The sequence below is a fragment of the Variovorax sp. 10L421 genome (assembly GCF_056395365.1).
The window spans coordinates 1-25,930 of the sequence record NZ_JBFTJJ010000032.1; the positions used below are offsets into that span (position 1 = coordinate 1).

Genomic DNA, 25,930 nt, shown 5'->3' on the forward strand with positions numbered 1-25,930 from the left:
GCCAACTCGGCGGGCACGCTGAAGGTGCGGAACCCGCTTCAGGCGGCGGACCTGTTCCTGTCGATGTTCCTGGGCTCCGGGCACATCCGCGGACTGCTGAAGCTCGAGATGCCGGATACCCGGGAAAACAGGGCCCTTCTGCGCGAGGCCGTACGGGTCTTCATGGCGGCGTACGGCGCGTAGGCTCCCCGATTCGGCCTGAGGTCGCGAGCACTTGGCGCCAAGCGAAGATCTGGACGCCGGTCCCGTTTCTCACTCGTCGGTGCCGGCGCCTTCCTGCCCTTCAACACCTTCCGCCTGCTCGGTTTCCAGCGTGAGCTGGCTGATGTACCAGAGCAGCCACGCGGCGGTTTCGTCCTTGGCCGATGCCGTACTCCTTGAATGCATCCCCGAAGTCGTGACTGGCGTACTGGGCGGCCTGAGTCGCTTTGCTTTGAAAGATCGATCTTTCCCTGCTTGCCCGGATGACACTTGAACCACGCCATTCGCAGCGCATCGATCACGATCTCGCGCGTCATGTCCTCCTCGCGAACGGTGCTTCGCACTTGCAGGGTAGGAGGCGACGCAGCAAATCCGTGTGCCACACTAGGCAGCCCACCAAGCGATGAAGCCCGTGAACCGTCGAATCGATTCCTACAGCATCAGGTTGTTCGTAGCGGCGGCCCGCGCCGGCTCCATCGTCCGTGCTGCTGCAGCGGAGAACATCGCACCTTCGGCCTTGAGCCGGAGGATCGCGGACCTGGAACATGCCTTCGAGACGCCGCTGCTCGTGCGGTCGCCACGTGGCATTGCACTCACCGATGCCGGCAGGCTGGTGCTGGCGCGGGGCGAACGCCTCGACGACGAACTGCAAGCCTTGTTGCGCGAAGTGCAGAGCGAAGGCGGCGAAGTGCGGGGTAGGGTGCGCCTTCATGCCAACATGTCCTCCGTCATCGGTTTCCTGCCCGAGCGCCTGCACCGCTTCATGGAGGCATATCCGGGCGTGGAGGTCGCCCTGCGCGAGGAAGACACGCGCGACGTGCTGCGCTCCTGTCTGGATGATCGCGCCGATGTCGGTGTGGGTGTCGACGTCGCGGTGCCGGCGGGCATGGATGCCTGGCGCTTCGCCTCCGACCCGTTGCTCGTGGTGCTTCCCTCGGGGCATGAATTGGCGGCCTTGCAGATAGTCACGTTTGCGCGTGCGCTCGAATTTCCTTTGGTGGGCATTCACCAGGGCGGCGCGATGGACCGGTCCCTGAACGAGCGCGCCGCAGCATTGGGCAGGCGTTTCAATCCGAAGGTGACGGTCAGCAGCTTCGATGCCGTCTGCCGCATGGTGGAGGCGGGCCTCGGCATCGCCGTGGTGCCTCGAAGTGCCGTGACGGCTTATGCGGGGACCGACCGCTTTGCCAGGCGTCCGCTGGCGGAAGAGTGGGCCGACCGCGTCCTGAACATCTACGCCCTGCGCAAGACCCCGCAGCCTCGCGCAGTTGCAGCCCTGATCGAGAGTCTGCGAGGGTAATCACCGATCTCGCGGATGGCGAGATCCCCTGTGCCGAGCGAGCGCTTTATGGCGCTGCCACGGCCCGCGAACATCGGGGCATGACAGCCTCCACGCCAGCCGCCGCCAGCGCCGAATGCATCCGGTTCGACCCGCGCGTCCTCTTCCTGAGCTGTTCAGCACGCATGGTCGAGCTGAGCTTGAAGGGCGAGCGCCTTGAACTCGCCGACGCGTCGCCATTGCGTGACGATGTTTCGACGGACGAAATCACGCCGCTTCCGATCCTCACGCACTACGACGACAAGCTGGGGCGCTACCCCTACACCGGCTTCAAGGCGGGCGAGGCATTCCCGATCGGCACCGATGCCGTGCGCCGCTCGGGCATCGAGGTCGTGGTCGCGGGCAGGCGCTATGGCAAGGGCTCCTCGCGCGAGCACAGCCCCACTGCCGAGAAGGCGGCCGGCGTGCGGCTGGTCATCGCCGAAAGCTTCGAGCGCCTGTACCGGCAGAACGCCGACAACATCGGCCTGTTCACCTCGACCGACTTCGGCCTGGTCGCGCGCGTCCAGGCGGGCGAGGCGATTCCGGTCGACGACCTCGTGGCCGGCCGCGACGCGTTGGCCGCCGCGATCCTGAAGAGCAGCGGGCTGCTGAGGTTCGGCCAGCGATTCATGCGCGACATCACGGTGCCGCCCGAGGCTCGGGACGCGCATCCGCGCACGCTGTTCGAGAAGGTCGTGGCGCGCCACGCGCTCGCCACCGAACTGACGCAGGCGCATCCCGCGGCGGGCGACGGTGCCTTCGTGCGCGCCGACCTTCGCTTCATCCACGAGTACTACACCGGCATGGCCGCGCACATGCTGCACGCCACCTTCGGCCGTCCGCTGGTGCTGCACGACGCAGATTCCATCGTCGTCTTCGAAGACCACACGTCCTATGTCGAGGAGAGCCCCGCACACGTGCGCGGCGGCCTGGTGCCGAACGTGCATCGCATGGTCGAGGCGCAGCGCGAATTCGCGGCCGCCTACGGCCTGCGCTCGCACCGCACACTGACGGAGGAACAGGCCGCCAAGGACGACGGCACCAACGTGGCCGGCATCTCGCACGCCATGGTGGCGGAACACTATGCGCTGCCGGGCCAACTGGTGGTGGGCACGGATTCACACACGCCGCACAGCGGCGCGCTGGGTTGCGTGGCTTTCGGCGTCGGAACCACGGACATGGCGAATGCCTTCATGACGGGGGCGGTCCGGCTGACGGTGCCGCAGTCCCTGAAGATCGTGCTCGATGGCTCGCTTGCCGCTGGCGTGACCGCCAAGGACGTCGTGCTGCATCTGCTCGCGCTGCCCTTCGTGCGCGACGGCGGCGGGGTGGGCAAGGTGTTCGAGTTCACGGGCGAGGTGGTGCGGCGCATGACCACCGACGAGCGCGCCACGCTCACCAACATGACGGCGGAACTCGGTGGCTTCACCGGCCTGGTCGCTCCCGATGCGGAGACCGTGCGCTTCCTGCGCGAGCGCCGCGGCATCGGTTTCGAAGTCGAGCCCTGGATGCGCAGCGACGACGGCGCGGTCTACGCCAGGACGCTCCACGTCGACTGCACGCAGCTTTCCCCCATGGTCGCGGCACCGGGCGATCCCGGCAACGGCCTGCCGCTGGCGGCGGTCGGCGAGCGGGTGCGCATCGACATCGCCTACGGGGGCTCGTGCACGGCCGGCAAGCGCGAAGACTTCGACCATTACCACGCGGTGCTCAGGTGGGCGGTGGACCGCGGACTCAAGGTCGCGCCCGGGGTGGACCTGTATCTCCAGTTCGGGACCACCGCGGTACGCGACCATTGCATTGCAGCCGGGTACATGGATGCGTTCGAACGCGTGGGCGCGCGCATTCTTCAGCCCTCCTGCGGCGCTTGCGGCAACTGCGGGCCGGGTGGTTCGGTGCGGGCCGACCAGGTCACCGTGAGCGCCATCAACCGCAACTTCCCCGGCCGGGGCGGCCCCGGAAAAGTCTGGCTCGCCAGCCCGCCCACGGTGGCGGCCAGCGCGATTGCGGGCGAACTCGTTTCGTTTGCCGAGCTCCAGGCGCGCCATCCATGAATTCCAACAAAGCAAGAGAGACAAACCCATGCATGCACATTTCCTCCGGAAAACCATTTCCGTTTCTTTAGCGGCAGCGTTGCTTGCCACGTCCTTGTTCGCCGCCGCGCAATCCTCGAATGCCGACCGGCCGATACGGCTCGTCGTTCCACTGGCCGCAGGTTCGACGGTCGATGCGGTCGCCCGCGCAGTCGCACCGGCCTTCGGACGCGCGACCGGCCATCCGATCGTGGTGGAGAACGTCGTCGGCGCTGGAGGAATTCCGGGCACCGCACAGATCGTGAAGGCACCCAGGGATGGGCTCACGCTCGGCATGGTGTCGTCCAACCATGTCATCAATCCAGGCATCTACAAGACGATTCCCTACGACAGCATGAAGGACATCACGCCCATCGCGGTACTGGCCACGGTGCCGGTCGTGCTGGTGGTGAACAACGCGCTTCCGGTGAAGAGCGTGAAGGAACTGCTGGCCTATGCGAAGGCCAATCCCGGCAAGCTCAACTACGGGTCCGCCGGCAACGGGAGCGTGCTCCACCTGGCGGGGGAACTGATGGTGAGCGAGACCGGCATCGACATGAAGCACGTGCCCTATCGCGGCACTGGACCGCTCATCACCGATCTGATCGGCGGGCAGGTGCAACTCGCGTTCGTTTCGATCTCGCAGGTCGCCCCACAGGTCAAGGCCGGGGCACTGCGCGCATTGGCGGTGTCGACGCCGGCGCGCTCCGCGGCCTTGCCCGACGTGCCGACGATGATGGAGTCGGGTGTGCCCAAGTACAGCTTCGACGCCTGGATCGCCTTGATCGGTCCGGCCGGTTTGCCCAAACCCGTGGTCGACGGCTATGCCGCGGCGGTGCAAGAGGCCTTGGTATCGCCGGAAGCAAGAACCGTCATCGCCGGCCAGGGGCTCACGGTCCTGAACACGGGGCCTGACCTGGCGCCAGCCTTCTTCCAGTCCGAGTTGGCGAAGCACCAGAAGCTGGTGAAGCAGTCCGGCGCCACACTGGACTGAGGCCATGCCGGCATTCAGGATCGCGATGCTGCCAGGCGAGGTCGTCGTTCCGCCGGATCTGGCGCGGCTCTCGCCGTTGCGTGCCGAACGCGTCGCGGGCACCGACCTGCTGGTGGTGCGCGAGCTGAACGGAGACGTCTACACCGGTCTGCCGCGCGGCCAGCGCAGCGCACCGGACGGGGCTTTCGAGGGACAGCGGGAAGGGTTCGACACGATGCGGTATGCGGAAGAAGAGGTGCGCCGCATCGCGCGCATCGCCTTCGACATGGCGCGCGCGAGACGCGGAAAACTCGCGAGCGTGCACAAGGCCAATGTGCTGGAAACGTCCGGCCTCTGGCGTTCGGTGGTGGGCGAGCTGGCAGCGCAGTACCCCGACGTGGAACTCACGCATCTGTACGCCGACAACGCGCTGATGCAGCTCATCGGGCGTCCCGCATCCTTCGACGTCATCGTGGCGGGCAACCTCTTTGGTGATCTCCTGAGCGACGCGGCGTCGGCGCTGACAGGATCGATCGGGTTGTCGGCATCGGCGATGCTGGGAGAAGGCGCCAAGGGCATGTTTGAGGCAGGGCATGGTACTGCGCTCGACATCGCCGGGCAGGATGTCGCGAATCCGATCGCCTGCATCCGCGCCTTTGGGCTTCTGTTGCGCCACTCCGCGCGCCGGCCCGATCTTTCCGCGGCCATCGAGGCTGCGATACGCTCGGTGCTCGGCCGAGGCTACCGAACCGCGGACATCCAATGCAGCAGCGCTCGGCTGGTTGGAACGGCGCGCATGGGTGACCTCATTGCCAACGCTGTAAAAAGCGGACCGACACCCGCCATTTCCGAGCACTGAAGCCATGATCACCCTGCACCATTGCGTGAGCGCACGTTCGTTTCGTCCCTTGTGGATGCTGGAGGAACTCGGGATTCCGTACGACCTGAAGATGATGCCGTTCCCGCCTCGCGTGCTTGCCCGGTCGTACCTGGAGATCAACCCCCTGGGGACGGTACCGGCCATGATCGACGGGACTGTTCGCATGACAGAGTCTTCCGCAATCTGCCAGTATCTGGCGGCGCGCTTCTCACCGGGAAAGCTTGATGTCGGCGTCGATGAGCCGGCCTTTGGCGCCTACCTGAACTACCTGCATTTCGGCGAAGCGACCTTGACGTTCCCGCAGACGCTGGTGCTGCGCTATCTGCACTTCGAAACGGGCGAGCGGCGTCAGCCCCAGGTGGCCCATGACTACGGCAAGTGGTTCCTCGCGAGGTTGCGGACGCTGGAACCCCTCTTAGTGGAGCAGGAGTTCCTCTGTGCGCATCGTTTCACTGCCGCCGATGTTTCGGTCGGCTACGCGCTGCTGCTGGCCGAGCATCTCGGCCTCGACCAGCAGTTCACGCCTTCGGTTCGCGCCTACTGGGAACGCCTGCAGGCGAGGCCTGCTTACCGGCGCGCGATGGTGACCCAGAACGGTGCCGCCATCTTGCAGGGGGTGCCCACAATTGCGTCGCCCGACATCAGGGCCGAATAGCTGGGTTGCACGTTGGTGTTCGGGCGGGCGCAAACATCTGGTGCCGTGGCGACCGACAAGCATCTTGGCCAGCAGGTTTCGGTCGCCGTGCGAGGCTCCTCAGCAGCATGAGTTTAGCAAGAGCCGGACCATTGGCCTCTGTCAGTCACTCACGAGAAGATCAAAGCCCTCGCTGGTCAACCGGTGCGGCTCGTCATCCAGCACGGCCAGAATCATCATCGACCACTTGTCCGCGATCTGGTCGAACAAAGCTCGACTTGGACACTCTGAAGAAAAGCATTCCGGCGTGGGCAAACAACGCAAAGACAAAATTTTCTAGCGAGGTCGTGCCGAAGTACCGGGGATTCGATGAAGGTATGGGCCGGTCCTCATCTTCGAATCGTGATGTTGTTCGTTCGAACGCCGCGCCCCGACGACGTCGATTCAGCTACTCATCCGGCGACTTCAACCTTGGGTGCCGCGTCCGTGGCACCGCCGGAAATTGGCCTCAGTTCTTTGCGCAGAATTTTCCCCACTGCTGATTTGGGCAGCGATTCGAGGAACGTGATGTGGCGAGGCACCTTGTATGCGGCAAGGAGCTTGCGGCAATGCGCTTCCAACTCTTCCGCCCTCAGCCCAGGTACGCGGCGGACGACGAAGAGATGGGGGGCCTCCGCCGAGCGCTCGTCAGGCACCCCGACGCACGCGCATTCGAGCACGTCCGGGTGCATGGCGACCACGCCTTCGATTTCGTTCGGGTAGACATTGAAGCCAGAGACCAGGATCATGTCCTTCTTCCGGTCGACGATGTACATCAAACCTTGTGCATCCATGGTGACGATGTCGCCGGTCTTGAACCAGCCATCCGGCGTGAAAGACCTGCGCGTTTCCTCCTCGCGGTTCCAGTAGCCCGCGAAGACCTGCGGGCCCTTGATCAGCAACTCGCCGGGCGTGCCGAGCGGCACTGGTTCGCCCGCCTCGTCGACGATGAGAACGTCGGTTGACGGCACTGGCGCGCCGATGGTGCCGTTGCGCCCCGGCGCATTGAAGGTAACGCTGGGCGACGTTTCAGTAAGCCCATAGGCCTCGGTGATGGGTGGGCCGCCGGCCGCAACCCACTTGGCTGCAACGGCCGACTGGATCGAGGCGCCGGCGCCGATGACCACGTTGCAGCGGGAGAAGTCGATGCCGGGCAACTCGGGCAACGCCACCAAGGCATTGAACATCGTATTGACGCCGATCAGCATGTCGAAGGGCGCGCGCTCGAGTTCGGCGCAAAGCGCCTGGGCGTCGCGCGGATTGACGACCAAGCGGTTGTGAGCGCCGCTGGCAAGGGCCGTCAGAGCCATGCCGAGTGGAAAGATGTGATACAGCGGCAACGGCGTTACGATTTCGAAGTTGTCGAGGTCGAGTGCCAACCCCAGCCATGACCGCATCTGCAGCGAACTGGCAAGCACGCTGCGGTGTGTCAGGCAAGCGCCCTTGGAAACACCCGTCGTGCCGCCGGTGTACTGCAGAAAGGCCAGGTCGGAGGGGCGCACGTGCTCGCTGGCGAAATCGGCGTCCGGTAGCGCGGCGGTCGCGTCGCGCAAACCGACGACGCGAGGTTCATCGTTCGCAGCTGGCGCACCTGCATCGCCGCCCGTCGCGAACAATGCCTGCTTCACCTGTTGCATCGGCACGGTCATGACATACCGAAGCTGTGTCTGGCCGAGGACCTCGGTGACCACGCCCATGAACGGCTCGGCAGCCACCAGTGCGGACGCCCCCGAATCGGCCAGTTGGTATGCCAGCTCGCGTGCCGTGTAGAGCGGGTTCATGGTCACCCCCACCATGCCCGCGCGCAGGACGGCGGCCAAAGCCACGGGGTAGATGAGGTTGTTGTGCAGCAGAAGGGCGACCCTGTCACCGCGCTTGAGCCCGGTTGCTTGCAGGGACCGCGCGAGCAGCGCCGACGCATGCTCGACCTGCGCGAAGGTCAGCGATTCTCCGGCGCAGGTGACGGCCGTCTTGGTACTGTGCTTCGTGAACGCACGTTCAAGCAAGGTGACGAGGGATTCACTGTCGTCCAGGACGATCTCGCGGGGAAGCCCTGCGGGGTAGGAGGCATGCCAGGGTCGGTGTTCCATGAGTTTTTCCTTCATGCGGTTGGCGGCGACTCAGGACAGGGCTTCGCGAACGAAGTCCATGCGGTCCTGCCCGAAGAACATCTGATCGCCGACGAAGAGCGTGGGTGCACCGAACACGCCGCGCTCGACCGCTTCCTGCGTCGTGGCCTTCAGCGCGGTCTTGATCTCGGCGTCCTGCGTCAGGCGCTCGATCTCGGCGGGATCGAACCCGCCCTCGGCCAGAATGCGGGCCGTGAGCTGCGCATCGTTCAAGTTGAGCGCGTCGATCCAGAGCGCCTTGAACACGCAGCCGAGCAGTTGCTGCAGCTGCTCCGGACGCCGCAACTGGATGCCGGTAACCGCGCGCATGAGGAACAGCGTGATGACCGGGAAGTGCGGATTGCCCTGGAACGGCACGCCATAGCGGCGCGCATGGCGCTCGTAGTCCATCTGCGTATAGCGCCCCTTGACGGGAATGTTGGCCGGCGAGGCGTTGCCCGTGGCCTGGTAGACGCCGCCCAGCAGCATTGGCCGGTAGACGAGGTCGGCGCCATGGCTGGCGCACAGGCCGGGCAACTGCGTCCATGCCAGATAGGACGAGGGGCTGCCGACATCGAAGAAGAAATCAACTGACTTGCGCATTCACGGGCTCCTTTGAGTTAACGAACGTTTGATAAACGAAAGCTATGTGATTGCCGCGCTCACGTCAACGGGGTTTCACTGGACTTCCTTCTTGATTGACAAGCGAACGTTCATTGATTAACGTGCAATGACTTAACGAACGTTTTTTAAAGGAGAACGCATGGACCCAACAGCCAACCAACGCGGTGTGACCCTCGTCGTCGGCGCAGGCGACGCCACCGGCAGCGCGATCGGCGCGCGCTTCGCCCGAGAGGGCTACGTCGCGTGCCTGACTCGGCGCTCGGCTGACAAGCTGGAGCCGGCCGTCCAACGCATCCGCGCCGCCGGCGGCCAGGCGTTCGGCTACGGCAGCGATGCGCGCAAGGAGGAAGAAGTCGTGGCCCTCGTCGACCAGATCGAGAAGGAGCGCGGCCCGATCGAGGTGATGGTGTTCAACATCGGCGCCAACGTGCCCAGCAGCATCCTGGAGGAGACGGGGCGCAAGTACATGAAGATCTGGGAGATGGCCGCCTTCAGCGCATTCCTGAATGCACGCGAGGTCGCGCGCAGGATGGTCGCGCGGGGACGCGGCACGATTCTCTTCACCGGCGCGACGGCGGGGACTCGCGGTGCAGCGAATTTCGCGGCCTTTGCCGGCGCCAAGCATTCCCTGCGCGCACTGGCCCAGAGCATGGCGCGCGAGCTCGGCCCGCGCGGCATCCACGTGGCGCACATCGTGGTCGACGGCGCCATCGACACGGAGTTCATCCGCAGCAACTTCCCCGAACGCTATGCGCTCAAGGAGCAGGACGGCATTCTGAACCCCGAGCACATCGCGGAAAACTACTGGTACCTGCACACCCAGCCTCGAGACGCCTGGACCTTCGAGATGGACCTGCGCCCCTACATGGAAACCTGGTGAAAGACACATGAAAACACGCATCACTGAACTCTTCGGCATCCGCCACCCGATCATCCAGGGCGGGATGCACTACGTCGGCTTCGCGGAACTCGCCGCGGCGGTCTCCAATGCCGGCGGGCTCGGGCTCATCACGGGCCTGACCCAAAGGACACCCGAGCTCTTGGCCAAGGAGATCGCCCGCTGCCGCGACATGACGGACCAGCCCTTCGGCGTGAACCTGACGTTCCTGCCAACCCTGTCTTCGCCGCCGTACCCGGAATACATCGCGGCCATTGCGGATGGGGGCGTGCGCATCGTCGAGACGGCAGGGCGCAGCCCCGAGGCCTACATGCCCGCGATCAAGAAGGCCGGCATCAAGGTGATCCACAAGTGCACGTCGGTGCGGCATGCGCTGAAGGCCGAGGCCATCGGCTGCGACGCCGTGAGCGTGGACGGTTTCGAATGCGGCGGCCACCCGGGCGAGGACGACCTGCCGAACATGATCCTGCTGCCGCGCGCGGCCGAGGAGCTGAAGATCCCGTTCGTCGCCTCCGGCGGCATGGCCGATGCGCGCAGCCTGGTGGCGGCGCTGGCGCTGGGCGCGGAGGGCATGAACATGGGCACGCGCTTCGTGGCCACACAGGAAGCGCCGATCCACCAGAACGTGAAGGACGCCATCGTGGCGGCCACCGAGCTGGACACGCGGCTCGTGATGCGCGGCCTGCGCAACACGGAGCGCGTGCTGACCAATTCATCCGTGGAGCAGCTGATCAGGATCGAGAAGGAAAAGGGCGCCGACCTCAAGTTCGAGGACATCATCGACCAAGTCGCGGGGGTCTATCCGCGCGTGATGTTGCAAGGCGAGATGAATGCCGGCGCCTGGAGCTGCGGCATGGTGGTCGGCCTGATCCGCGACATTCCGACGGTGCAGGAGCTGATCGATCGCATCATGGAAGAAGCCGAGCAGCTGATCGTGCAGCGGCTCGCCGGGTTCCTGGAGCCTGCGCTGGCCTAACCTTGGGCATCCGCCGGCTCGCTGCGAAGCGGGCCGGCGACTCGCACCCTCTAGGCCAGGTAGCGATCGCGCAGCAACTTCTTGTAAAGCTTGCCGGTCGCGTGCCGGGGAAAGTCGGACTCGAAATCGATGCTTCTCGGCACCTTGAGCGGACCGAGCAACTCGCGGCAGCGTGCCTTCAGCGCCTCGGCGACGGCCGGGCCCGTGAAATCCGGATGCGCCGGCTGGATGACGGCCTTGATCTCTTCGCCGTACTCGTCGTTCGGCACGCCGAAGACCGCGGCATCGGCAACGCGGGGATCCTGCAGCAGCACGTCCTCGATCTCTTGCGGGTAGATGTTGACCCCGCCGGAGATGATGACGAAGTCCTTGCGATCCGTCAGGTAGAGGTAGCCTTCGCGATCGAGGTGACCGATGTCGCCGAAGGATCGCCAGCCCTGCGGACTCGTCGCTGCGCGGGTCTTGGCGGGGTCGTTCCAATACTCGAACTGCGCGTCGCTCTCGAAATGGACGTTCCCGGTTTCGCCCGGCGGCAGCTCGCGGCCCGCGTCATCCAGGATGTGCAGGATGCCGTCGGTCGCGCGCCCGACCGAGCCCTTGTGATCGAGCCATTCGCGCGAGCTGATGGCCGTGGCTCCGATGCCTTCGGTGCCCGAGTAGTACTCATGCAGGACCGGACCCCACCAGTCGATCATCGCCTGCTTGACGTGCGCGGGGCAGGGCGCCGCGCCATGGACAGCGTGGCGCATGGAGGCCATGCTGTAGCGGCTGCGTACCTCCGCTTGCAGGTGCAGCAGGCGGTGGAACATGGTCGGCACCCAGAGCGAATGGGTGCATCCGAAGTGGGCGATGGCGGCGAGCGCGCGTTCGGCATCGAACTTCGCCATCACGATGCTGGTGGCGCCGGCATGGATGGCCGCCGACAGGAACCGGTTGGGTGCGCTGTGATACAGCGGCGACGTGGACAGGTAGACCGCGGAGGCGTCGAGCGCGAACGAGCGCGCCACCGCGCCGTTGCGGTTGTCCACCGCATCGAAGGCGCCTTCGAAGGGCGGCTTGCGCACGCCCTTGGGCCGGCCGGTCGTGCCCGATGAATACAGCATCTCGCGGCCTGGCGCGGGCGTGGGCGGCAGGCCGTCCGGCGCAGCGAGAAAGTGCGTCTCCCAGCGTTCCATAGCTGTATCCGCAAAGCCGATGCCGATGCGCCGTGCGCCGCTGAGATCCAGCGACGAGGCCGTTTCGGCGCTCATGCAGGCCGACGACACGACGGCGACCGATGCCCCCGAATCCTTGACGATGTACTCGAAGTCCGCGGCCGACAGCCGCGTCGAGGCGAGCACGTAGTACAGCCCGATGCGTTGCGCGCCGAGCGCGAGAAAGAGCAACTCCGGCGCGTTCTCGATGCACAGCACGATGCAGTCGCTGCGTTTCAGGCCGAGCGACAGCAAGGCGTTGGCCGCGCGGTTCGCCTCGCGTTCGAGCTGCGAGAAGCTGAACGCCTCGCCTGATTCGAGAAAATGCACCGCCAGCTTGCCGGGCGTGGCGGCTGCGAAGCGGCTCAGGTGGTACATGCCGCGGGTTCAGAAAAGATCGACGGCCGGTTCCATCAATGCGGACGAGCCCGCCCGGATCTCGCCGCACAGCGCTGCCGTCTGCGGCAGCAGCCGCTGGAAGTAGAAGCGGGCCGTGGCAATCTTCGACGCATAGATCGGGTCGGTGGAATCGGCGTTCCTGAGCGCCACCTCGGCCATGCGCGCCCAGCTCCAGGCAAGCGCCAGGTGCCCGACCAGGCGCAGATAGGGCGCAGCAGCCGCGCCTGCGGCGTGCGGGTCTTGCGCCGAAGTGTCCACCAGTTCGCGGGTGAGCTGCGTGATGTCGGCGACCAGCCCGGCGAGCGGCTGCGCGAACTCGCGCATCGCCTCGCGCGGGCTGCAGGCCTCGGCAAATGCGCCGGCCATGTCCAGGAAGACGCCCATCTGCCGGCCCTGGTCGGCCAGCACCTTGCGGCCGAGCAGGTCCATGGCCTGCACGCCGTTCGTGCCCTCGTAGAGGCCCACGATGCGCACGTCGCGCAGATGCTGCTCCACGCCGTTCTCGCGGATGTAGCCGTGCCCGCCGAACACCTGCATCGCGAGCAGCGTGCATTCCACCGCGAGGTCGCTCGACAGCGCCTTCACGAGCGGGGTCAAAAGGCCCAGCAGTTCGGCCGTCTCGTTGCGCTTGGCGGCGTCGGGATGAAGACGCTGAAGATCGCTGAGCTGCGCGGCCCACAGTGCCAGGGCGCGCGCGCCCTCGATGTTCGCCTTCTGCGTGAGCAGCATCCGGCGCACGTCGGCATGCCCGATGATTGGGTCCGCTGCTTCGCTGGACGATCTGGCGCCGCTGGCGCGGCCCTGCAGGCGCTCCTTCGCATAGGCCAGGGCCTTCTGGTAGGCCGCTTCCATCAGGCCGATGGCGATCACGCCGACCAGCACGCGCATGTGATTCATCTGCACGAACATGCCCGCCAGCCCCTTGTTGGGCGCGCCCAGCAGCCAGCCGGTGGCACCGTCGAAGTTGATGGTGCAGGTCGAGTTGCCGTGGATGCCCAGCTTGTGCTCGATGGAGCCGCAGACCACCGCATTGCGCGCGCCGGCCGTGCCGCTTGCATCGGGCAGGAACTTGGGAACGATGAAAAGAGAGATGCCCTTCACCCCGGGCGGCGCATCGGCGATGCGCGCGAGCACCAGGTGCATGATGTTGCCGGTCAGGTCCTGCTCGCCGCCCGAGATGAAGATCTTGCTGCCGGTGATGCTGTAGCTGCCATCGGGCTGCGGCACGGCGCGCGTGCGCATCAGGCCCAGGTCGGTGCCCGCGTTGGGCTCGGTCAGGCACATGGTTCCGGCCCACTCGCCCGAGGCGATCTTCGGCAGGTAAAGCGCCTTCTGCTCCTCGGAACCGTTGGCCGCCACGTTCACGTAGGTGGCGTGCGACATGCCGGGGTAGGACGACCACGCCATGTTGGCGCCGCCGAAGACTTCATAGACCGCATTGGCCACGACTGAAGGAAAGCCCTGGCCGCCGAACTCGGGGCTGCACGCCAGGCCGGCCCAGCCGTTCTTGGTGAACTCGTCGTACGCTTTCTTGAAGCCGGGCGGGGTCTGCACCACGCCGGGCGAGGGCATGCTGCACCCGTGCTCGTCGCCGGGCCCGTTGAGCGGTGCGATCACCTCGGATGCGAACTGGCCGGCCGCGGCGAGCACCTGGTCGATGGTTTCGGCGTCGAACTCCGGCTGGCCGCAGGCCTCCAGCATGGCCGGCACTTGGAGCACCTCGTGGAGCACGAATTGAATGTCCCGCATGGGAGCCTGATAAGTCATCGTGATCTTCCTGTCTCAAGCCACTTCGAACAAGCCCGCGGCGCCCATGCCACCGCCGATGCACATCGTCACGACGACGAAGCGCGCACCGCGCCGCTTGCCTTCGATGAGCGCATGCCCGACCAGCCGCGAGCCGGTCATGCCGTAGGGGTGGCCGATCGTGATGCCGCCGCCGTTGACGTTCAGCTTTTCCGGATCGATGCCCAGGCGGTCGCGCGAGTACAGCACCTGGCAGGCAAAGGCCTCGTTCAGTTCCCAGAGGCCGATGTCGCTCACCTTGAGCCCGTGGGTCTTCAGCAGCTTGGGCACGGCCAAGACCGGGCCGATGCCCATTTCTTCCGGCGCGAGCCCGGTCACCGCGATGCCGCGGTACGTGCCCAGCGCCTTGAGCCCGCGGCGCTCGGCGACCGCGCGCTCCACCAGCACGCAGGCCGATGCGCCATCCGACAGCTGGCTCGAATTGCCCGCGGTGATCACGCCGCCTTCGACCACCGGCTTGAGACTGGCAAGGCCTTCGAGCGTGGTGTCGGGGCGGTTGCCTTCATCGCGGTCCAGCGTGACGTCGCGGTAGCTGATCGTGCCCGTCTGCTTGTCGGCCACGGCCATGCGCGCCGTGATCGGCACGATCTCGTCATCGAACAGGTGGCGCTCTTGCGCCAGCGCGGTGCGGCGTTGGGCTTCCGCGGAATATTCGTCCTGCGCCTCCCGCGAGATGCCGTACTTCTTCGCCACGATCTCGGCCGTGTTCAGCATCGGGATGTAGGCGTGCTGCACGCGCGCGATGAGCAGCGGGTCGGCCTCTTCACCCACCCACTTGACGAACGGGTTCTGCACGGCGGAGATGTTCTCCTGCCCCCCGCCCACGGTCACGTCCATGCCGTCGACGATGATCTGCTTGGCCGCCGTCGCGATGGCCATCAGGCCCGAGGCGCATTGCCGGTCCATGGTCTGGCCCGGCACCGACTGCGGCAGTCCCGCCGCGAGCGCCGCAAGGCGTCCGATGTTCATGCCCGCGGTGCCGGCGGCCATCGCGCTGCCGATGACCACATCCTCCACCTCGCTGGGATCGACGCCCGCCCGCTGCACGGCGTGCTGGATCGCATGGCCCATCAGCGTGGGCGACTTGATGTTGTTCAACGCGCCGCGGAAGGCGCGGCCGATGCCCGTGCGTGCGGTGGAAACGATGACGGCTTCTCTCATGGTCGGACTCCAGGGGGTGGCTAGACAGGTTGGCGCATCGGCTCGCGGCAGCCGAGCGGCTCAGGCGCAGGGCGGGCGGCGGCCCCTCATCGCCGTCGCTTCGCTCGCCTTTCTTTTAAATAGAGATCGTTTAATAAACGATAGTGGACTATAGATTTGCGGCGAGGGCAGCGTCAACACGCTCGAGCAGGTTTCCAGCAGGGGGAAACCCTTGATATGGAGCACAATGGAATCACGACCGTTTATCAAACGAGTGGCATGCTATGATGAACGCCTCCACGATCTGCAGAGGCCCGCTCATGCGCTATCCGTCCACCCACAAAGAGGAAACCCGCAAGAAACTGCTCGCGAATGCCCGTGCCATCGCCAAGAAGGGCGGCTTCGGTACCACCGGCGTCGATGAATTGATGGCGAGCATCGGCCTGACCGGGGGCGCTTTCTATGGACACTTCCCGTCCAAGGAGGCGCTGTTCGCCGAACTGCTCGAACATGAAATTTCCAACAGCACCGACATGCTGGCCGGAGACCGCGACTCGCCGCCCGACCACGTCGCCAAGCGGTTGCGCAGCTACCTGAGTTCGTACCACGCGCTGCATCCCGAAACCGGCTGCGTGCTGCCGGCACTGGGGCCCGAGATCGCCAGGGCCGGGCCCGAGGTGCGCGGGGCGGTCGAAGAGGGCCTGAAGCGCCTGCAGAAGAGCTGGAGCTCGCGCATCGGCGACCCCGATGCGGCATGGGCGCTGATTGCCCAGTGCGTGGGGGCGCTGGTTCTGTCCCGCGCGGTGGAATCCGAGCGCACGCGCAAGGAAATCCTGGCCTCGAGCCGCCGTTTCATCGACCAGACGCATGCGCTGGATGAGGCTTCCACAAAGCCGTCCAAAGTGTCCTGACAGCCGAAGCCGATGTTGTCCAGGCGCGCCACTCCCGCGCGTGCGCCAATGCAAACGCTCCCTGCGCCGCAGACGCACGTGATCGCTGCCGCGGGCCTTCAGCGGTCAGCCTGTACCGACACCAAGGCGCATCAGCTCGCCCGCGTGATCAGGCAGCACTATGATGCGGAACTCAGCAAAGTCGGTCTCAGAATCACGCAGTACCGGTTGTTGATGGAAGTCCTGGCACACGGGCCGGTGCGCCCCTGCGATCTGGCCGAGACGATGTCGCTCTCTCCATCAACGCTGACACGCACTCTCAAGCCCCTTATTTCGACAGATTGGGTGGATCTTGGGCCGGGGACTGACGGGCGCACTCGGAGCTTGCGTATCACCGCTGCGGGCCGCGATAAATGTGCCGAGGGCATGCCTCACTGGAGCATGGCCCAAGCCAAAGTCCATCAGTTGATTGGGAGCCGAAATGCCAGCGCACTGCATGCGCTCATCGGGGAGTGCTTGATGCGCATTTCAGCAGCGGAATGAATGACATCAAGCCATGTCCCGGATTTGCGACGTCGGGGGAAGTGGATGTTGAGGGTGTGCTCGATCCGGGCACTAAAGAAGGCTTCGGCCACTATTTGAAAGCGGCCGACTAGCTGTGAAGCTTCAATAGGTTGTATCCGGTGTTCATCCGGATTGGGTTTGAGAGACTGGAAGTCGCCAAACACCCAATCCACTCAGGACGCCCAACCGGATGAACACCCATAAGCATGCCCGACTTACCTTTGCCCGCCGAATCGAGATGGTCAAACAGATGACAGTGGAGGGCTTGGATGCCGTGCGAGCCGCAGCCGCACACGGCGTCACCGCGCCCACGGCCAGGAAGTGGCTCGGTCGCTATCTGGCCGGCGGCGAAGCCGCCTTGGCCGATGCGTCCTCCAGGCCCACGCGCTCTCCCAGGGCCATCGATGCAGGAAAGGCCTTGCTCATCGTCGAGCTGCGCAAACGTCGAATGCTGCAGGCTCGCATTGCGCGCAGCGTGGGCGTCTCGGAATCCACGGTCAGTCGCGTTCTGGCGCGAGCGGGCATGTCCAAGTTGAGCGACCTGGAGCCTGTCGAAGCGGTCGTGCGCTACGAAAGTCGGGGGCAGCGCACGGCCGCGCAAGCGCATCGCCTCGGTGCGCCCGCGCGTTCACACGCCGTTCAAGGCGAATACACCCGCGAGTGCCTGGCCATCGATGTGGCCGGAGCCATCCGGTCCAAACGGGTGATCGAGGTGCTCTCGCGCCTGGTCAGCTTGCACGGTGCGCCGCTATTCATGCGTTCGGACAACGGGCCGGAGTTCGTCAGCCAGGCCATCCTGGAGTGGATCTCAGGCTCTGGGATCGCCACCGTGCTCAACGATCCCGGTAAGCCTTGGCAGAACGGCACCGACGAGAGCTGCAACGGCAAGTTCCGCGACGAGTGCCTGTCCATCGAGTGGTTCCGCTCGCGCCGCGAAGCCGCCGTTCTGATCGAAGCCTGGCGCAATCACTACAACGAGGTACGTCCCCACAGCAGCCTGCAGTACTTGACCCCGGCGCAGTTCAAACAGGAACTGCGCCAAGACCTGCAACCCGCCGTCTTCTAGGAATAACTGTCTCGACTAAACCGAGCAGGTCACCACGCCGGCCGGGCGTTTCGTCTCGGAACCCGGGGTCAACTTGCAGGGCGAAGACGTCGTTTGGGTCGACTACGACGCAGCAGTGTCCATGCATCGAGTGCGGACAAGCAACAAGGCCGAGCGGCGATTGGAGCGACTTGCATCGACGAACGCAGAAGATCACCGTATCTCCTATGGATGCATCAATGTTTCAGCGCTTTTCTACGACACGCATGTGAAGCCGCTGTTTGGCAATGCGCATGGTGTGATTTACGTTTTGCCAGAGCGAAGGCCGATGCGCGAGTACTTCACGTTCCTGCCGGATGGCGATAGATGACGCGTCGACCCCGGAACCTGCCTGGCCGCGCTCAACGATCATCTGTCCAGGTCGAGCAACGCGCGCAGTTCCTTTCGGGCGGCGGCGAAATCGCGTTGATACGCGGGATTCTGCTGAATCAGGACGGCGATCATCGTCGCCAGGCGACGACCCGCTTCGGTATCGCTAGGGTAGTGAACGCCACCGAGGACGCGGTTTTCGCCGAACTCGCTGGCACGCTCAAAGATTCGTGTACGCTTTTCCGGAACCATGTCGGCCAGCACGATCCCGGCGAGGTAGGCAAAGGTCGAGTGACCACTCGGGTAGGAGCCGCTGGAAGAATACCGTGCCACCGGTTGAATGCGCTGATCGAACAGCGGAGGCCGCGTGCGCTGCCATTTTTCCTTTCCCTGCTTGTTGAGACTGCTTTCGGTTCTGTACAGCGTCTCGAACAGCTGGGCGGTCCGCGGCAGGTCTTCCTTCCTGAACCGCTCGCCCATCACGTCGGAAAAACGAAAAATACTTTGTTCTAGGTCGGCGATGGATCGTTCCGCCTGCGCCGGCGTGCGCAGCTGCTGCAGCACGAGCATCTGCTCAATTTCGCGTCGAGTGAACGTTTCATCGGGAGGTGGTGCCAGGAAGCGCGTGGTGTCTATCTGCGCTGGATCGAGGTAGGTTTCGTCCTTGACCGGCGAGGCGATGGTCTTCTCGTAGACCCGCGGCACGCCGGCCGGCGGCGGCACTTGCGTCGTGCAGCCGGTGAACAAGAAGGCGACAAGGGATAGCCAGCAAAGCTGGCGGGTGATGATGCGCATTGAGTATCTCCGTTCGTTGTGCGGAGCGACCGCGGATCGGGCGTCCGGCATGGGCAGGACGACCGGGTTCACGGTGCGCGCCCGGTGTGATAGCCCTCGTCAACCGTGGTTGGGGCGGCAGGCGACGCAAAAATAGCAGAGCAGGTGGCATCCTTCCAATCACGTCTTCTGATGACGGCCATAAGGCCATCGCGCTCGGTGCGCTCGGGTCGAGATCAAAGACGCATTGGGGGCGCGAATCCGAGACGAAAAGCTAGGCCGCGAATTGCCGGCACCGAGCCAATTCGATTCCGAGCGTGATGTCGGTACCGACAGCCTGGCGCGATGCGCCGCGATGATGCGGCTCGTCCACCAGCACGGCGTGATCGCCTATTCGCACCCGGTAGCGGATGGCCCTGCCCAGGAATTCGACGTTCTCCACCGTGCCTGCGAGCCATGTGTAGCGGGCGTCGTGCACGTCGTCCTGATGGCCGACTTTCACGGCATGCGGGCGGAAGCCGATGGAGAGCCGCGAGGTGGCGGGTGTGTCCGATCGCAGCGGCACGCGCAGTTCGCCGACACCTTCAACGTCGAGCAGCAGCACGCCACCTTGCCGCGAGCGCACCGAGCCGATGAGCAGGTTCCATTGACCAACGGCACGGGCAACGGTCGTGTTGGCCGGGTAGTCGTACAGGCTGGTGGGGCTGCCGACCTGCTGGACGGCGCCGTTGTCCAGCACGGCAATTCGATCTGCCGAGCCGAGTGCCTCTTCCTGATCGTGCGTGACGAGCACGGTCGTGATGCCAAGGTGTTGCTGCAATGTGCGCAGCTGTTGCCGCAGTCCCAGTCTCAGCGTCTTGTCCACGTTGGAGAACGGTTCGTCCAACAACAGCAGTCGGGGCTCGGCGGCAAGGGCCCGTGCCCATGCGACACGTTGCTGCTGCCCCCCCGAAAGCTGGTTCGGTTCACGATCTCCTTGGCCTTGCAGGCCGATGGCACTCAGCCACCGGGAGACCGCGATGCGAACGATGGGCGGTTCGACCCGGCGTTCAATCAGGCCGAAGGCGATGTTCTCTGCCACGGACATATGAGGCCAGAGGGCGTGATTCTGGAACACCATGGCGACCTGCCGGGCCCAGGCGGGCTCCTCGGACACGTCGCGGCCGTCCAGAAGCACGCGGCCCAGGTCAGGCGCCTCGAGCCCGGCGATGACCCGCATCAACGTCGATTTTCCCGAGCCCGACGGCCCCAGCAAGGCAAAGAATTCACCCGGTGCGATGTCGAGGCTGACGTCGTTCAATGCCTTTGCCGGGCCGTGAGAGAAGTGAATGTGACGACATTCCACGCGTACCTTCTTCATGAAGATGTCATTTGGCATGAAAGAGTGGTCCGACGGCGAGTGAAGGGCGGTGCGGTTTCGAGGGCCGATGGTGAAGCGGGAAAGAGGGGAGTATGCAAGGCAATGACGGCAAGGGGCCAGATGGTGGCGACCTGTCGCAGCCACTTGCACGGGCAAACCCGAGTGAGGCTCCCGGCAATGCCTCGAATCAAAAACTGTGATTGGAATGCGTTCCGCCTCGGCCATAAGCTCGGGCCCACTATCACCAAGACAACGGAGACTTCCATGCGCATTGACTTTCGGCCCTTGCTGACGCTGGCCGCCCTCGCTGGTTGCGCAGCGCTGCACGCCGGCACCGTGTCGGTCGTGACATCGTTTCCCAAGGAGCTGACACAAGCGTACAAGACGGCGTTCGAGAAAGCCAACCCCTCGATCAAGCTTGAAATCCTGAACAAGAGCACCACCGCAGGCGTCGCCTATGTCCGCGAAATGCCGGCAGGACAACGCCCCGACGTCTTCTGGGCTTCGGCACCCGATGCCTTCGAGGTCCTGGTCAACGGGAAACTGCTGGAGCCCATTGCGGCGCTGGCGAATCCGTCCGTCCCCAAGACCGTGGGCAGCTACCCCCTCAACGAGGCCTCGGGGATGTACCTCGGCCAGGCGCTCGGCGGGTACGGACTGATGTGGAACACGCGGTACCTGTCGGCCAACAAGCTTCCTGCGCCCGCGGAATGGAGTGACCTCACCAAACCAATCTATTTCAGCCACGTGGCGCTGAGCTCGCCCTCGCGTTCCGGCACGACTCACCTGACCGTGGAGACAATTCTTCAGGGAGAGGGGTGGGACAAGGGATGGTCGGAACTGCTTCAGATCACGGGCAACAGCGCGGCCATCACGGAGCGCAGTTTCGGCGTTCCCGACGGTGTCAACAACGGGCAGTTCGGCATCGGCATGGTGATCGATTTCTTCGGCCTCGCAGGCAAGTACTCGGGCTTTCCGGTGGAGTTCGCCTACCCGAGCGTCACGGCCATGGTGCCAGCCAACATTGCATTGATCGCCGGTGCCAAAAACGCCGAGGAAGCCAGGAAGTTCATTGCGTTCTCGCTGTCGAAGGAAGGGCAACAACTGCTCGTTGCTCCGCAAATCTCCCGTCTTCCGGTGTTGCCACCCGAGCAACTGAAAATGCCAGCCGGCTTCCCGAACGCCTATGAGGTCGCCAGGCGCACCAAGGTCAAATTCGACGCGGATCTCTCCGCCACGCGCTACAACGTCGTCTCGTCTCTCTTCGACCAGACCATCACCTTTCGGCACAAGGAGCTGAAGGCCGCGACCAAGGCCATTCATGGGGCCGAGGCGGCGCTGGCCCGCAAACCTCATGCGGAGGCGGCCGCGCTGATCAAGAGGGCTCGCAGCCTCGCGTTCACGCCGTTGGTGAGTGCGTCGATGGTTGCCGACAAGGCCTTCTTGACGATGTTTGCGGCCAACAAGAAGGATGCCGAGGCGAACAAGCGGATCACCGGCCTCGAGGGCGACTGGAGCGGCAAGGCGCTGGAAAACTACAACCAGGCGCGGAGCCTGGCCGAGCAGGCCGAGGCCCTCCTCAAGTAACCACAATGTCGTGCAGCGCGGCAATGCCGGGCTGCCATGGAGATCTTCATGCTCGGTCTTTTTCCATCGGATGTGCGGTCAGGCGCGTGGTGCGCTGCAGGTCTGGTTGCCGTCTTCCTGTTGCTGTTCCTCGTCATGCCCGTGGCGTGGGTTTTCTACACCGCGTTCGTGAATGCAGACGGGAGTCCGACGATCGGGCACTTCGTCGCATTCTTTTCCCAGCCGCTGATGCAGGAGGCGTTCTTCAACAGCCTCTATGTGGCCGTGATGTCGACCGTGTTCGCTTCGCTGATCGCGGTGCCGCTGGCCTATTTCACGGTTCGCTTCCAGTTCCGCGGCGCCGCCCTGATCCAGACGCTCGGCGTCCTCCCGCTGATCATGCCGCCCTTCGTCGGTGCGGTGGCGCTGCAACTGATCTTCGGGCGCTCGGGCAGCATCAACCTGCTGCTCAACGAGTACCTCGGGTTCTCGATTCCTCTGATGGATGGGCTGAGCGGCGTGATCTTCGTCGAGTCCATCCACTACTTTCCCTTCGTGCTGATGAACCTCACGCTCGCGCTGCGCAACATAGACGGGGCGATGGAGGAGGCTGCAATGAACCTCGGCTGCCGCGGCTGGCGTCTCTTCTGGCGCGTTATTTTCCCGCTGGCGCTGCCGGGGTTCGTGGCGGGGGCGTCGCTGGTGTTCGTCAAGGTCTTCGACGACCTGGGCACACCGTTGGTGCTGGGCACGACCAACATGCTCGCCCCGCAGGCCTACCTGCGCATCACCCAGGTGGGGCTGGAAGATCCGCTAGGCTACGTGACCAGCGTGATCATGATCGCGTTTTCCATCGCCGCCATGTCGCTGTCTGCACGGATGCTCAAGGGCAAGGACTTCTCGACGATCCAGAAGGGTGGCGGGGCCATTCAGCGGCGCGTGCTGTCGCCCGCCGGATCGCTTCTGGCCTATGGGTGGATCGGGCTGGTCATGCTGCTGGTTCTGTCGCCCCACATCGGCGTGCTGCTGCTATCGTTCGGGAACGTGTGGAGCTTCTCTCCCTTGCCGGACGCCTACACCCTCGCGCACTACGCGACGGTATTCCAGGATGCCGGCAGCATGATTGGCAACACAATGCTGTACTGCGGGCTCGCCGCCGGCCTCGACGTGGTGCTCGGCACGACCATCGCCTACCTGCTGCTGCGCACGCGGCTGCCGGTACGCCATTGGCTGGACGTGATAGCAACGGCGTCGCTGGCTGTCCCCGGCCTGGTCCTTGCCATCGGCTATCTACGCTTTTTCAAGGGTGTGTTGGTCCCTGGTACGGAGGTGCTTCTCACCAGCACCTGGGTCATGATCATGCTGGCTTACGCCGTGCGACGCCTGCCGTATGCGCTGCGGTCGTGCGTGGCGGCATTGCAGCAGATTCACGTCTCGCTCGAGGAGGCTGCCGAAAGCGTGGGGGCGACCAAGGCACGAACCATCCGGCGCGTCGTGGTGCCGTTGATGGCGGGAGGGATTCTGGCGGGCTTCGTCACCAGTTTCATCACGGCTGCCGTCGAGCTGTCTGCCACCATCATGCTGACCACCAGCCAGTCGCAGGCGCCGATGAGCTATGGCATCTACCTGTACATGCAGAGTGTCGCGGGCCGCGGCCCCGGTGCGGCCCTGGGCGTGCTGGCCATCGTCGTTGTTGCGCTGGGTACCTACATATCGCACGTTGTCGTCGAGCGAACCAGCAGCCGGTTCGTCGCGCGACCTGTGGAAGAGGAAGCACCGCTGCCGTTCGGGGCGGTTCCCGCGAAGATCTGAGGAGACATCATGAAAAAAGTAAGTGTCGAGTGCCGCAATCTCCGGCTCGCGTACGGAGCGACGGAAGTCCTGCGGGACGTCAACCTGCTCATCGAGCCTGGCGAGTTCTTTGCGCTGTTGGGACCTTCGGGGTCCGGAAAATCCACTTTGCTGCGGCTCATCGCCGGCTTCAACCAGCATCAGCACGGCGAGCTTCTCGTGGATGGCAAGGACGTCAGCGGCATGCCCCCATGGAAACGCAACATCGGCATGGTGTTCCAGAGCTATGCGCTGTGGCCCCATCTGAACGTGTGGGACAACGTTGCATTCGGACTGGTGGAACGCCGGGTCGGACGGTCGGAAATCAAGCGCAAGGTGGCGGCCGCGCTCGAGACCGTGGACCTGCTGCGCTATGCCAAGCGCAAGCCGAGCCAGCTCTCCGGCGGCCAGCAGCAGCGTGTTGCGCTGGCGCGCACCATCGTCATCGAGCCACAGGTGCTCTTGCTGGACGAGCCGCTCTCCAATCTGGACAAGTCGCTGCGCGTACAGATGCGCCAGGAGCTCCTGGCGTTGCAGAGGCGGCTCGGCATTACCACCATTTTCGTCACTCATGACCAGGAAGAGGCCATGACGACGGCAGACCGCATGGCAATCCTGGATCGCGGCGTGCTGCAGCAAGTAGGCAGTCCCGCGATGCTCTACGACTATCCCGTCAACCCGTTCGTGGCGAATTTCGTGGGGACGATGAACTGCCTCGCCGGCCGCGTCAGCAGCCGCCAGGGCAACACCGTGACGCTCGACATCGACGGCGTGGGAGGTCTGCCGTTCCAGCTCCCGTCGGACGCTCCGGCCTCTGACCGCGTACTGGCAACGTTCAGGCCGCATTCGCTGCGAGTGGATGTCGTCGACGCGGCGCGCGATGCGCGCTTCGTATGGATGCCGGGAACGGTGGAAGCGAGCGAGTTCCTCGGGGAGTTTTCCCGCTATCGCGTGCGGGTCGGAAACCAGGCCGTCGAAGTGGATCAACCGCACTACGCGGGTCTTTCCAAGTTCCCCGCCGGATGCGCGGTGAGTCTCGGGTTAGAGCCCTCCCAAGTGCGTCTTTTCGCAGCCTGACGCGCTTGTTCGTGAACCATGGAGCTCTACCAGATCCGTGCATTCGTCTCTGTGGCCCGGCTGGGCAACGTGACCAAGGCGGCTGATGCACTCCACGTCACCCAGCCGGCCGTGACGGCGCAGATCAAAGGGCTGGAACAGGACCTCGGCATCGCCCTGTTCGTTCGCGCCGGCGGCCGGCTGAGCCTGACCCGGGCGGGGGAGCGCCTGCTTCCCTGTGCGGAGGCCCTGCTGCAGTCCTCGGCCGAGATGCAAGCAACGGCGCAGCGCCTGAAGGGTGAACTCTCAGGGAGCATCGAGTTGGGGGTGCCGGGCGAGACGCCCGAGTTTCTTCGGCTCGGCGCGTTGCTGGGAGGCATGCAGCAGGGGCTGCCTCTGGTAGAGCTTCGTACGCGCAGCCTGCCTTTGCTGCACCTTCTGGATCAGGTGCGGGGCGGTGGATTGTCCTGCGCACTCATCGTGGCACCGAATCCGCCACGCGACGTGCAGTGGCATCCTCTGCGATCGCTCAGCTATCGCGTGGCGATTCCCAATCGGCTGAAGCCCGAGATGCACAGCTGGGGCTGGCGCTTTCTGGCGAGCCTTCCATGGATCGACGGCGCGATCGAATCACATGTCCATCAGATGCTGCGCTCCTTGTTCGAGCAGCAGGGGCTCGATCCCAATGTGGTCCTGCGAAGCGAGGACACCAGCGGACTGGATGATTTTGTTCGCTCAGGCAGCGGCTGCGCGCTCTTGCGGGAGGAGGTTGCCGTGCTGGGAGCCGAGCGGGAAGACTGGATGGTCTGGAGCGCGGCCAGGATCGATGCGCAGTTGTTCTTTGTCACTTCGGCTGAGCGTGCGAGCGATCCGCTGATCGTGGCGATGTCTTCGGTGATCCAGGCAGTCTGGGCTCAATGAAGACGGCGGCCCACCAATATGCACGGGAAGAAGTATGCGCCACTACCTCTGGATGCTCGTTGTCGGAATCATCGACGCCGCGATCGCACGGCTCTTCATGCCGGGTGTTCGGGTGGCTCTAGCTATCGCGAGTCTGGACCTGAGATAAACGAACGGTCTGGGCTCGCGGGCGTCCTCGCTCGCTACACCGAAGGCTTCGAGACTGCAGATCTGCAAGCAGCCCTACGGTTGCTGAGAGACTCGGCGGCGTAGAGCGTGCCCCCGGCGCGGGGCCGTGAACCCAACCGGCGA

24 protein-coding genes are annotated in these 25,930 nt (G+C 64.7%); 16 read left to right on the forward strand and 8 right to left on the reverse strand.

Features of this window, described 5'->3' with window-relative positions:
- On the forward strand, positions 1 to 183 hold a 183-nt coding region (locus AC1DFC_RS26795; RefSeq protein WP_478180338.1), incomplete at its 5' end, for a TetR/AcrR family transcriptional regulator C-terminal domain-containing protein.
- Positions 184 to 252: 69 nt separating this feature from the next.
- Here the strand turns inward: AC1DFC_RS26795 and AC1DFC_RS26800 are convergent.
- Positions 253 to 387: a hypothetical protein gene (locus tag AC1DFC_RS26800; protein WP_413333461.1), complete on the reverse strand. Its 135-nt coding sequence runs from the start codon at positions 385 to 387 to the stop codon at positions 253 to 255.
- Positions 388 to 604: 217 nt separating this feature from the next.
- Between AC1DFC_RS26800 and AC1DFC_RS26805 the strand changes: the two genes are divergently transcribed.
- The 5 genes from AC1DFC_RS26805 (at position 605) to AC1DFC_RS26825 (ending at position 6,102) form a co-directional block, all read left to right on the forward strand.
- The gene (locus AC1DFC_RS26805; protein WP_413333463.1) at positions 605 to 1,501 is read left to right on the forward strand and encodes a LysR substrate-binding domain-containing protein; all 897 of its coding nucleotides are present in this window, start codon (positions 605 to 607) and stop codon (positions 1,499 to 1,501) included.
- An 80-nt stretch (positions 1,502 to 1,581) separates the two neighbouring features.
- Positions 1,582 to 3,576 carry an aconitase family protein gene (locus AC1DFC_RS26810; protein ID WP_478180339.1) on the forward strand — a complete coding sequence of 665 codons (1,995 nt, stop codon included), beginning with the start codon at positions 1,582 to 1,584 and terminating at the stop codon, positions 3,574 to 3,576.
- 94 nt (positions 3,577 to 3,670) lie between these two features.
- Positions 3,671 to 4,588, forward strand: a complete 918-nt coding sequence (locus AC1DFC_RS26815; protein WP_413333537.1) for a Bug family tripartite tricarboxylate transporter substrate binding protein — start codon at positions 3,671 to 3,673, stop codon at positions 4,586 to 4,588.
- 4 nt (positions 4,589 to 4,592) lie between these two features.
- Entirely contained in the window at positions 4,593 to 5,426 is an 834-nt protein-coding gene (locus tag AC1DFC_RS26820; RefSeq protein WP_478180340.1) for an isocitrate/isopropylmalate family dehydrogenase, read from the forward strand.
- 4 nt (positions 5,427 to 5,430) lie between these two features.
- Positions 5,431 to 6,102, forward strand: coding sequence for a glutathione S-transferase family protein (locus tag AC1DFC_RS26825; RefSeq protein WP_413316046.1), 672 nt, complete (start codon positions 5,431 to 5,433; stop codon positions 6,100 to 6,102).
- Positions 6,103 to 6,533: 431 nt separating this feature from the next.
- Here the strand turns inward: AC1DFC_RS26825 and AC1DFC_RS26830 are convergent, their stop codons facing one another.
- A complete protein-coding gene (locus AC1DFC_RS26830; protein ID WP_478180341.1) occupies positions 6,534 to 8,225 on the reverse strand; it encodes an AMP-binding protein in 1,692 nt (563 codons plus the stop codon).
- A gap of 15 nt (positions 8,226 to 8,240) precedes the next feature.
- Positions 8,241 to 8,831 (reverse strand): 2-hydroxychromene-2-carboxylate isomerase, encoded by a 591-nt coding sequence (locus AC1DFC_RS26835; protein ID WP_478180342.1) that lies wholly within the window; start codon positions 8,829 to 8,831, stop codon positions 8,241 to 8,243.
- Between the two features lie 160 nt (positions 8,832 to 8,991).
- Here AC1DFC_RS26835 and AC1DFC_RS26840 point away from each other — a divergent pair, with 160 nt between their 5' ends.
- The gene (locus AC1DFC_RS26840; protein WP_478180343.1) at positions 8,992 to 9,732 is read left to right on the forward strand and encodes an SDR family oxidoreductase; all 741 of its coding nucleotides are present in this window, start codon (positions 8,992 to 8,994) and stop codon (positions 9,730 to 9,732) included.
- A 7-nt stretch (positions 9,733 to 9,739) separates the two neighbouring features.
- Positions 9,740 to 10,726 (forward strand): NAD(P)H-dependent flavin oxidoreductase, encoded by a 987-nt coding sequence (locus tag AC1DFC_RS26845; RefSeq protein ID WP_478180344.1) that lies wholly within the window; start codon positions 9,740 to 9,742, stop codon positions 10,724 to 10,726.
- 50 nt (positions 10,727 to 10,776) lie between these two features.
- On the opposite strand, the gene AC1DFC_RS26850 is transcribed toward AC1DFC_RS26845, so the two are convergent.
- From AC1DFC_RS26850 to AC1DFC_RS26860, 3 genes are read right to left on the reverse strand one after another with little or no spacing between them, the layout of a single operon-like run.
- Positions 10,777 to 12,297, reverse strand: a complete 1,521-nt coding sequence (locus tag AC1DFC_RS26850; protein ID WP_478180345.1) for an AMP-binding protein — start codon at positions 12,295 to 12,297, stop codon at positions 10,777 to 10,779.
- 9 nt (positions 12,298 to 12,306) lie between these two features.
- The gene (locus tag AC1DFC_RS26855) at positions 12,307 to 14,085 is read right to left on the reverse strand and encodes an acyl-CoA dehydrogenase C-terminal domain-containing protein (RefSeq protein WP_413333479.1); all 1,779 of its coding nucleotides are present in this window, start codon (positions 14,083 to 14,085) and stop codon (positions 12,307 to 12,309) included.
- Positions 14,086 to 14,100: 15 nt separating this feature from the next.
- The gene (locus AC1DFC_RS26860; RefSeq protein ID WP_478180346.1) at positions 14,101 to 15,285 is read right to left on the reverse strand and encodes an acetyl-CoA C-acyltransferase; all 1,185 of its coding nucleotides are present in this window, start codon (positions 15,283 to 15,285) and stop codon (positions 14,101 to 14,103) included.
- 299 nt (positions 15,286 to 15,584) lie between these two features.
- On the opposite strand from AC1DFC_RS26860, the gene AC1DFC_RS26865 reads away from it, so the two are divergent.
- From AC1DFC_RS26865 to AC1DFC_RS26880, 4 genes are all read left to right on the forward strand, one after another.
- Positions 15,585 to 16,175 (forward strand): TetR/AcrR family transcriptional regulator, encoded by a 591-nt coding sequence (locus AC1DFC_RS26865; RefSeq protein WP_413333482.1) that lies wholly within the window; start codon positions 15,585 to 15,587, stop codon positions 16,173 to 16,175.
- A gap of 48 nt (positions 16,176 to 16,223) precedes the next feature.
- Positions 16,224 to 16,697, forward strand: a complete 474-nt coding sequence (locus AC1DFC_RS26870) for a MarR family winged helix-turn-helix transcriptional regulator (RefSeq protein WP_413333484.1) — start codon at positions 16,224 to 16,226, stop codon at positions 16,695 to 16,697.
- Between the two features lie 211 nt (positions 16,698 to 16,908).
- On the forward strand, positions 16,909 to 17,784 hold the full coding sequence (locus tag AC1DFC_RS26875; protein WP_478180347.1) for an integrase core domain-containing protein: 876 nt from the start codon (positions 16,909 to 16,911) through the stop codon (positions 17,782 to 17,784).
- A 73-nt stretch (positions 17,785 to 17,857) separates the two neighbouring features.
- Positions 17,858 to 18,133 (forward strand): hypothetical protein, encoded by a 276-nt coding sequence (locus AC1DFC_RS26880; protein ID WP_413333488.1) that lies wholly within the window; start codon positions 17,858 to 17,860, stop codon positions 18,131 to 18,133.
- Positions 18,134 to 18,171: 38 nt separating this feature from the next.
- Here AC1DFC_RS26880 and AC1DFC_RS26885 read toward each other — a convergent pair whose 3' ends face one another.
- Together AC1DFC_RS26885 and AC1DFC_RS26890 are read right to left on the reverse strand one after the other, a co-directional pair.
- Positions 18,172 to 18,927, reverse strand: coding sequence for a phosphatase PAP2 family protein (locus AC1DFC_RS26885; protein ID WP_413333490.1), 756 nt, complete (start codon positions 18,925 to 18,927; stop codon positions 18,172 to 18,174).
- Positions 18,928 to 19,180: 253 nt separating this feature from the next.
- Positions 19,181 to 20,266, reverse strand: a complete 1,086-nt coding sequence (locus AC1DFC_RS26890; protein WP_478180348.1) for an ABC transporter ATP-binding protein — start codon at positions 20,264 to 20,266, stop codon at positions 19,181 to 19,183.
- Between the two features lie 264 nt (positions 20,267 to 20,530).
- Between AC1DFC_RS26890 and AC1DFC_RS26895 the strand changes: the two genes are divergently transcribed.
- The 4 genes from AC1DFC_RS26895 to AC1DFC_RS26910 are packed head-to-tail and all read left to right on the forward strand — an operon-like array spanning position 20,531 to position 25,639.
- Positions 20,531 to 21,853: an ABC transporter substrate-binding protein gene (locus AC1DFC_RS26895; protein WP_413333492.1), complete on the forward strand. Its 1,323-nt coding sequence runs from the start codon at positions 20,531 to 20,533 to the stop codon at positions 21,851 to 21,853.
- A gap of 48 nt (positions 21,854 to 21,901) precedes the next feature.
- Positions 21,902 to 23,644 carry an ABC transporter permease gene (locus AC1DFC_RS26900; protein WP_007835748.1) on the forward strand — a complete coding sequence of 581 codons (1,743 nt, stop codon included), beginning with the start codon at positions 21,902 to 21,904 and terminating at the stop codon, positions 23,642 to 23,644.
- A 9-nt stretch (positions 23,645 to 23,653) separates the two neighbouring features.
- Positions 23,654 to 24,739, forward strand: coding sequence for an ABC transporter ATP-binding protein (locus AC1DFC_RS26905; protein ID WP_007835747.1), 1,086 nt, complete (start codon positions 23,654 to 23,656; stop codon positions 24,737 to 24,739).
- An 18-nt stretch (positions 24,740 to 24,757) separates the two neighbouring features.
- A complete protein-coding gene (locus AC1DFC_RS26910; RefSeq protein ID WP_007835746.1) occupies positions 24,758 to 25,639 on the forward strand; it encodes a LysR family transcriptional regulator in 882 nt (293 codons plus the stop codon).
- The last annotated feature ends 291 nt before the right edge of the window (positions 25,640 to 25,930 follow it).

Bases quoted from the DNA above. Each gene is read 5' to 3' on its own strand.
- AC1DFC_RS26850 (WP_478180345.1), bottom strand. From the start codon at position 12,297: ATGTACCACCTGAGCCGCTTCGCAGCCGCCACGCCCGGCAAGCTGGCG.
- AC1DFC_RS26860 (WP_478180346.1), bottom strand. From the start codon at position 15,285: ATGAGAGAAGCCGTCATCGTTTCCACCGCACGCACGGGCATCGGCCGC.
- AC1DFC_RS26835 (WP_478180342.1), bottom strand. From the start codon at position 8,831: ATGCGCAAGTCAGTTGATTTCTTCTTCGATGTCGGCAGCCCCTCGTCC.
- AC1DFC_RS26800 (WP_413333461.1), bottom strand. From the start codon at position 387: ATGCATTCAAGGAGTACGGCATCGGCCAAGGACGAAACCGCCGCGTGG.
- AC1DFC_RS26825 (WP_413316046.1), top strand. From the start codon at position 5,431: ATGATCACCCTGCACCATTGCGTGAGCGCACGTTCGTTTCGTCCCTTG.
- AC1DFC_RS26840 (WP_478180343.1), top strand. From the start codon at position 8,992: ATGGACCCAACAGCCAACCAACGCGGTGTGACCCTCGTCGTCGGCGCA.
- AC1DFC_RS26875 (WP_478180347.1), top strand. From the start codon at position 16,909: ATGAACACCCATAAGCATGCCCGACTTACCTTTGCCCGCCGAATCGAG.
- AC1DFC_RS26845 (WP_478180344.1), top strand. From the start codon at position 9,740: ATGAAAACACGCATCACTGAACTCTTCGGCATCCGCCACCCGATCATC.
- AC1DFC_RS26855 (WP_413333479.1), bottom strand. From the start codon at position 14,085: ATGACTTATCAGGCTCCCATGCGGGACATTCAATTCGTGCTCCACGAG.
- AC1DFC_RS26900 (WP_007835748.1), top strand. From the start codon at position 21,902: ATGCTCGGTCTTTTTCCATCGGATGTGCGGTCAGGCGCGTGGTGCGCT.
- AC1DFC_RS26810 (WP_478180339.1), top strand. From the start codon at position 1,582: ATGACAGCCTCCACGCCAGCCGCCGCCAGCGCCGAATGCATCCGGTTC.
- AC1DFC_RS26805 (WP_413333463.1), top strand. From the start codon at position 605: ATGAAGCCCGTGAACCGTCGAATCGATTCCTACAGCATCAGGTTGTTC.
- AC1DFC_RS26865 (WP_413333482.1), top strand. From the start codon at position 15,585: ATGCGCTATCCGTCCACCCACAAAGAGGAAACCCGCAAGAAACTGCTC.
- AC1DFC_RS26905 (WP_007835747.1), top strand. From the start codon at position 23,654: ATGAAAAAAGTAAGTGTCGAGTGCCGCAATCTCCGGCTCGCGTACGGA.
- AC1DFC_RS26830 (WP_478180341.1), bottom strand. From the start codon at position 8,225: ATGAAGGAAAAACTCATGGAACACCGACCCTGGCATGCCTCCTACCCC.
- AC1DFC_RS26895 (WP_413333492.1), top strand. From the start codon at position 20,531: ATGCGCATTGACTTTCGGCCCTTGCTGACGCTGGCCGCCCTCGCTGGT.
- AC1DFC_RS26820 (WP_478180340.1), top strand. From the start codon at position 4,593: ATGCCGGCATTCAGGATCGCGATGCTGCCAGGCGAGGTCGTCGTTCCG.
- AC1DFC_RS26870 (WP_413333484.1), top strand. From the start codon at position 16,224: ATGCAAACGCTCCCTGCGCCGCAGACGCACGTGATCGCTGCCGCGGGC.
- AC1DFC_RS26890 (WP_478180348.1), bottom strand. From the start codon at position 20,266: ATGAAGAAGGTACGCGTGGAATGTCGTCACATTCACTTCTCTCACGGC.
- AC1DFC_RS26885 (WP_413333490.1), bottom strand. From the start codon at position 18,927: ATGCGCATCATCACCCGCCAGCTTTGCTGGCTATCCCTTGTCGCCTTC.
- AC1DFC_RS26910 (WP_007835746.1), top strand. From the start codon at position 24,758: ATGGAGCTCTACCAGATCCGTGCATTCGTCTCTGTGGCCCGGCTGGGC.